4 protein-coding genes are annotated in these 4,411 nt (G+C 72.9%); all 4 read left to right on the plus strand.

Annotated elements, in window-relative coordinates; translation table 11 throughout:
- The first annotated feature begins 408 nt into the window (after positions 1 to 408).
- A complete protein-coding gene (add, locus tag GVL03_RS18700; protein ID WP_159502520.1) occupies positions 409 to 1,509 on the plus strand; it encodes an adenosine deaminase in 1,101 nt (366 codons plus the stop codon).
- Positions 1,506 to 2,171 (plus strand): hypothetical protein, encoded by a 666-nt coding sequence (locus tag GVL03_RS18705; RefSeq protein ID WP_159502521.1) that lies wholly within the window; start codon positions 1,506 to 1,508, stop codon positions 2,169 to 2,171. Before add ends, GVL03_RS18705 begins: the two co-directional genes overlap by 4 nt.
- A gap of 83 nt (positions 2,172 to 2,254) precedes the next feature.
- Positions 2,255 to 3,265: a BMP family ABC transporter substrate-binding protein gene (locus GVL03_RS18710; protein WP_159502522.1), complete on the plus strand. Its 1,011-nt coding sequence runs from the start codon at positions 2,255 to 2,257 to the stop codon at positions 3,263 to 3,265.
- A partial coding sequence (locus GVL03_RS18715) for an ATP-binding cassette domain-containing protein (protein WP_159502523.1) occupies positions 3,265 to 4,411 on the plus strand: 1,147 nt, incomplete at its 3' end. The genes GVL03_RS18710 and GVL03_RS18715, both read left to right, overlap by 1 nt.

Below are 4,411 nucleotides of genomic sequence, written 5' to 3' on the forward strand. Positions count from 1 at the left end.
CCACCACCCCGAGCGCCCCGCACCGCCAGCCCGAGCGCACCACCACCCGGACACTCCGTGTCTCACTTGCGCAGCCCAACGACACCCCACACCTGCACAAGTGAGACACGGATGGCGGAGGCGACCAACAACAGGTGGCAACAGGCGGCGGGCGACAACAGACGGAGACAGGCGGCGGAGGCAGACGGCTACGACGGCGTGCGGCAACGGCCGACAACGGCGGCACGGTCACCCCTCTTGTGAACAAGTGCTACGAACGGACTTTCACTGAGGCTCCGACATCGCCGAGAATCGGGGCGACAGTTACGCGGGTGTTACAAGCTGGGAACGACTGTTCATCAACTTGTCAACAAGTGTCGGAGGACTGGGTAGATTCTCCTTGCCACGTTCTGCCGTCGAAAGGGCCCCATGCTGCACCCGAACGCCACCGCACGGATCGACGAAGAGGCGATCCGTGCCCTGCCGAAGGCCGAAGTCCATGTGCACCTGGAGGGGACGTTCTCGCTGCTGGACCTGCTGACCCTCGCGAAGGAGAACGGCGTGCCGCTGCCCGGGCCCGCCGCCACGCTCTTCGACATCTCGTCGCACGACGCCTTCGACGCCCCCGAGGTCACGACCGGCGGAGGTGCCGGAGCGGGATCGGCGGGGCTCAGCGGCTTCCTCCGGTTCCTCGACTGGCAGTGCGGGCTCGTGCGCACCCCGGCGCAGGCCGCCCGCGTCGCCTACGCGTTCGCCGCACGCCAGAGCGCATCCGGCATCCGTTACAGCGACGTCATCGTGAACCCCACGCACTGGAACACCTGGCGCGGACGCGAGCTCGAGCTGCTCGACGCGCTCGCCGCCGGACTCGACGAGGCCGACCAGGACGGCCTCTGCCGGGTCGGGATGGCGTACTCGCTGCTGCGCAGCCAGTCGCCCACGGAGGCAGAGGATGCGGTCGCCGCCCTCGTCGCCGCAAGCCCGCGCCGCGTCGTCGCGCTCTCGGTCGACGGCGACGAGAAGGTCACCGGACGCACCGGCGAGAAGTTCCAGGGGGCGTTCGCCGCCGCGGCCGCGGCGGGCCTGCACCGCACCGTCCACGCGGGCGAGTCCAGCGGTCCCGAGGGCGTCTGGGACGCCATCGATCTGCTCCAGGCCGAGCGGATCGACCACGGGGTGCGCTCCATCGAGGACCCCGCGCTCATCGAACGGCTGATCGCCGACGGCATCACCCTCGGCGTCTGCCCCCGCTCGAACGTCACCCTCGGCATCTATCCGAGCTGGGCGGAGCATCCGCTCCCCCGCCTGCTCGACGCCGGCGTCGCCGTCACGCTCAACACCGACGATCCCGCCCCGCTCGGCTCCACCCTCGAGGCCGACTGGGCGGTGGCGGCCCAGCAGTTCGGCTTCGGGCACGCGGAGCTCGTCGGTTTCGCCGGCCGCTCGATCGACGCCTCGTTCGCCGACCCCGACACGAAGGCGGGCCTCCGGGCCGAGCTCGCCGCTCACGCGGAGGCCGTGCCCGCATGACCCGACGCCGTCGCCTCCTGATCGCCCTCGCCGCCTGCGGCGCAGGGGCGGTCGCGGTGGCGACGGCGCTCACCGGAGCGGCGCTCACCGGCGCAGCCCTCGCCGCCGATCGTGAGCCGAGCGCCCTCGGGCAGCGGGTCGACCTCGCGCCCCTCGTCGCCGCCTGGCCCGACCGCTACACGGTGACGGGCATGAAGTCCGAACCCCTCTACACCGAGCACATCGAGATCACCCGCGACGCCGACGTGTTCCGCGTGCGGATCGACGTGCTCGGCCAGGGCGATGCCGCGCTCGGCACGCAGCTGAGCGCGGTGCGGGTGCGCGCCGACGGCACCGTGTCGTGGCTCGACGGCTGCGCGAAGAGCGCGGAGCTCTGCGACGACGACACGGAGCTCCGCGGCTTCCTCGCCACCGCGGCCCTCATCGGCCTCGCGGAGCAGGGGCGCCTGCCCGAGACCGGCACGGCGCGCGTCCACCACGGCGTCGACGTCGTCTGCGTGGCCGACGCCGACCTGCATCCGGATGCGGCCCCCGCCGCCGTCCGCCTCGACCCCTGCGTCGACCGAGCCACCGGCGCGGTCCTCGCGCACTGGTCGCCCGACAGCCAGGCCTTCGTCAGCGCCACGCTCACGCCCGGCTTCACCGTCGAAGCCTCCCTCTGACCCTCCCGAAACACCGGCCCTCCCGAAAACACCGATCCTCCCGAAACACCCGTCACGCAGCACCCTCGAAAGGAACCCCGCCCATGCGCATCCGCCCCCTCCTCACCGCGACCGTCGCGGCGACGGCAGCCCTGGCCCTCGCCGGCTGCTCCGGCACCGCCTCCGCCCCCGAGACCGCCTCCTCCGGCGACGACGTCGTCCGCATCGGCGCCCTGACGCCGGGCAACGCCAACGACGGCGCGTTCAACCAGGCGCTCGCCGACGCGCTCGCCGAGCTCGAGGACGAGGGCCTCATCGAGTACGAGCTGCGCGAGCAGATGGCCGACCCCGCCACGAGCGAGCCGGTCATCGCCGATTTCGCCAGCCAGGGCTTCGACCTCGTCATCGGCCACGGAATCGAGCTGGGAGACGCGATCTTCTCCGTCGCCGAGGACTTCCCCGACGTGGACTTCACCGCATCCGGCGGCCTCGACATCCTCGACCGCCACACCGACAACGTCGAGACCTGGACCTACGACTCGTCCCAGGTCGGCTACCTGTCCGGGTACATCGCGGGTCTCACCGGGGCGACCCCCATCGGCCGCGTCGAGAGCCTCGAGCTCGACTTCGTCGTCGCGACCGACGAGTTCTTCCAGCAGGGCGTCGCCGCCGCGAACCCGTCGGCGACCCTCCTCCCGGTCGTCTACGCGGGCAGCTTCGACGACGCGGAGGCCGCGGCATCCGCCACGACCGGCCTCATCGACCAGGGCGCCCAGCTCGTCTACACGACCGGCGACGGCATCGCCACCGGCGTCGGCGCCGCGGCCGCGGAGGCCGGTGTCCTGTCGATCGGCGTCTCGCCGGCGGCGGGCGCCGAGGCGCTCGCGACCAACGTCTCGACCGTCGACCTCGACATGTACCCCATCGTCAAGGCCTGGGTCGAAGAGGTCGCCGCGGGCGAGTTCGGCGGCAAGGGCGTCACCTCGACGCTCGCGAACGGCGGGATCGTCTACCAGGACATCAACGACGTCGACGGCGCCGTGCCCGCCGATCTCGCGACCAAGCTCGACGAGCTGATCGCCGGGCTCGCAGACGGAAGTGTCACCATCTCCTGATGAGTCTCGTTCCCGACGAGACGGACCGGGCGCTCGTCGCCCGGTCCGTCTCCAAGAGCTTCGGCGCCGTCCGCGCCCTCGACGACGTCGACGTCGTCGTGCGCCCCGGCACCGTGCACGCGCTCGTCGGCGAGAACGGCGCCGGCAAGTCGACGCTGGCGAAGGTCCTCGCCGGCATCGAGCCCGCCGACGCCGGCGTCATGATGCTCGACGGCTCGCCCTACGCGCCGCGCGACCGCGCGGACGGCAAGGCCCGCGGCATCAACATGGTGCCGCAGCAGCTGAGCCTCGTGGGCGAGCTGAGCCTCGTCGAGAACCTGCTGCTCGCAGGCGACGCACGGATCGCCCGCCGGCGACGCGCCCGCGCCCTGCTCGCCGAGACCCTCGACCACGCCGGTGTCACGGTCGACCTCGACGTGCCGACCGCACGCCTCAGCCAGGCGCACCGACAGCTGGGCGAGATCGTCGTCGCCCTCGCCGAGGGGGCGACCACCCTCATCCTCGACGAGCCCACCGCCAGCCTCGGCCCGGTCGAGGTCGGCGGGCTCTTCGCCCACCTGCGCGCGCTCTGCGACCTCGGCACCGCGGTCGTGCTCATCACCCACCGTCTCGACGAGGTCCGCGCCGTCGCGGACGAGGTCACGGTGCTCTCGCACGGCCGCCGCGTCCACCACGGTCCCGCTCGGGGCCTCTCCGCCGCCGAGGTCGCCCGGCTGATGGTCGGCGACCTGCCCGACCCGGCGCCCCGTGCCCCGCGAGCCGTCGGACCCGCCGTGCTGTCGCTGCGGGAGGTCGAGGCGTCCTCCGAGACGGATGCGGCGCTCGCCGGCGTCACGCTCAGCGTCCGCTCGGGCGAGATCGTCGGTGTCGCCGGCGTCGCCGGCAGCGGACAGAGCACCCTGATCGAGGTGCTCGCGGGGCTGCGCGCCCCGTCGGCGGGAACCGTCGAGTTCGACGGACTGTCGTCGCCCCGTGCCGTCGACCTGCTGCACGGCGGCGTGGCGTGGATCCCCGAGGAACGCGCCGAGGCGCTCGTGCCGTCCCTGCCCCTCGGCGACACGCTCGCGCTGTACGACGCCGCCCGGAACCCCCCCCCCGCACGAGGCGCGCCCGGGGCGGGCGGCGCCTCGTGCGGGGCGGGGGTTC

Source organism: Microbacterium sp. 18062 (assembly GCF_902706225.1).
GTDB lineage: Bacteria > Actinomycetota > Actinomycetes > Actinomycetales > Microbacteriaceae > Microbacterium.

Coding starts and splice junctions, on each gene's coding strand:
- add (WP_159502520.1), top strand. CDS start 409: ATGCTGCACCCGAACGCCACCGCACGGATCGACGAAGAGGCGATCCGT.
- GVL03_RS18705 (WP_159502521.1), top strand. CDS start 1,506: ATGACCCGACGCCGTCGCCTCCTGATCGCCCTCGCCGCCTGCGGCGCA.
- GVL03_RS18710 (WP_159502522.1), top strand. CDS start 2,255: ATGCGCATCCGCCCCCTCCTCACCGCGACCGTCGCGGCGACGGCAGCC.